2 protein-coding genes are annotated in these 2123 nt (G+C 44.5%); both read right to left on the bottom strand.

Annotated features, from left to right (window positions below; all coding sequences use genetic code 11):
* Positions 1-1057 (bottom strand): TerC family protein (locus tag ACTHUT_RS18620; RefSeq protein WP_440419366.1); only part of this gene is annotated, 1057 nt, incomplete at its 3' end.
* A 259-nt stretch (positions 1058-1316) separates the two neighbouring features.
* Complete coding sequence (locus ACTHUT_RS18615; RefSeq protein ID WP_250601700.1) at positions 1317-2108, bottom strand: fimb protein; 792 nt, start codon at positions 2106-2108, stop codon at positions 1317-1319.
* Positions 2109-2123 lie beyond the last annotated feature (15 nt).

Raw genomic sequence — 2123 nt, 5'->3', positions numbered from 1 at the left:
CTTTTTTACTGATATAGCCCAAAGGCTCATCTACACCTGCCTTACCGACAACCAACAAACGGCTATACGGCGTATTTTTCAACTGCGCATTTTGCTCTTCCCGACTTTGGGAAATATCCAATTTCTCGATCTCCCGACGCGGAATCATCACGCCCATAATCGGACGCTCCGCCAAAGTCAGCACGCTGCGAATCATGGATTTTTCGTTTTCTTCAAAATGCTCGTCATCGCCGCCATTATCGCCTGCTTTTGCCAAAATGCTTTCGCGGATACCCATCATACCCAACACATTTTCAGCGGTGCGCTTACGCCAAGAAGTGCTGATGTAGTCATTTTTACGGGCATTCTTTTGCGAAACCTGATTAAACAGTTCGATCAAAATCGAGAAGCCGATCGCCGCATACAAATAGCCTTTCGGAATATGGAAATGGAAGGCTTCCGCAATCAGACTGAAACCAATCATCAACAAGAAACCCAAACACAACATCACGACGGTCGGATGCTTGTCGACAAAAGCAGTCAACAGTTTGCTGGCGGAAATCATCACCGTCATCGCCACAACAACCGCACCCATTGCCACCACAATATGATCCACCATCGCCACTGCCGTAATGACAGAATCGATAGAGAAAACCGCATCCAAAATCAAGATTTGCGCCACAACGCCCCAAAAAGCAGAATGCTTCTTCTGCCCTTCAGCAACAGCAAATTGATTGTGGCCTTCAAGGCGTTCGTGCAGCTCGGTAGTTGCTTTATAAAGCAGGAAAATACCGCCGGCAAACATAATCATGTCTTTGCCGGAAATCTCCAAGCCGCCCAGCTCAAACAAAGGACGCGTCAGCGTCATGATGTGCGCCATAAAGCCCAGCATGAAAATCCGAATAACTACGGCCAAACCCAAGCCCGTTATCCGCGCCTTATCACGTTGCGACGGTTTAACCTTGTTTGCCAAAATCGCTACAAAAACAAGGTTATCAATACCTAAAACAACTTCCAAAACCAGAAGCGTGGCAAAGCCTATCCAAGTATGCGGCTCTGCCAACCAACTGAAATCCATAATGATTGTGTTCCTTTAAAATACAAAAAGGCAGCCGTTCCGCTTAAAACGGACAGACTGCCAAAGTTCGGACATAAATAAAGGGAAAGAAGCGGTAAAACAACTACTCTGCTCTGCGTCTTTCATGAAAAATTTATGCCTCGGTCAAAAATAATGGCAAACAGTTTATCAGTTTGACGAAAGAAAGGCAAAGTCTGACAGCATATCTTCTTTTAAAAACAGCCTATACCATCACTTGCCAGCTTTCAGACGGCCTTTTCTACTTGATAAAACCATCAATCGGCGCATAACCCAAGAAATCTGCCTGCTCATTCAATATCACAACCCATTCTTTACTTCGCGCACTGGTAAATGGCAAGAAATACAATTCTTTCCCATCGTTTTCCAGCGAAGCCTGTTTAAAAATTGACTCCTCACTCATGCCACGGGCTTTTGCCAAGACAAATAACGGTTTCATTGCCTTACGAATTTTCTCACGTTCCTGCTGCGAATCTGGCAACCACCAAGAAGGCCTCATACTCGGTTCAACACCTTTCAAAGACAAATCAAGACTTTGGTTAGCTTCATCCGGACCCGTTGCTTCACGCAACCCAACACGACGCGCGCCAAACCAAGATAAATCCTGCAAATCCTTCGGGGCATGGCTCAAATCATTTACATCAATTTCTGCAGCAGTTACCACATTTATCCTATCGGTTTCAAATGCAGCAACCACTGGACGTGCCAAAGATACACTATATAAACCATAAATCAAAGCAGCCAGCTGAATCATGCCGATTAAAGAAAAATCAACAATCCTCTCTTTAAGTTTCTTGCTCGGACTGGCAAGAATCAAAGTCAGCAACGGACCACAAACAATATCTACTGAAATGACCAGTTTATATAAAGCCAATCCACCTGTCAGCTCGGCATACGGATAAGGATACCAAACTCCAAATACCAACAAAGCGGCCAATCCTGCCAAAATCAGACTAATCAACAAGTGCCATGCCGCATTTTTTAATGCGAACCGAAAGCGTGATGAAGAATGTAATGTATGTGAGTTTTCCATAGATAACAATAAGAT

It is taken from the genome of Neisseria sp. P0022.S010 (assembly GCF_051956635.1).
Note: the sequence above shows the minus strand (reverse complement) of the source record. Positions and strands in the feature narration are given on the sequence as shown.

What these genes read in the sequence shown, in the direction of transcription:
- ACTHUT_RS18615 (WP_250601700.1), bottom strand. Translation starts at nt 2,108, where the DNA reads ATGGAAAACTCACATACATTACATTCTTCATCACGCTTTCGGTTCGCA.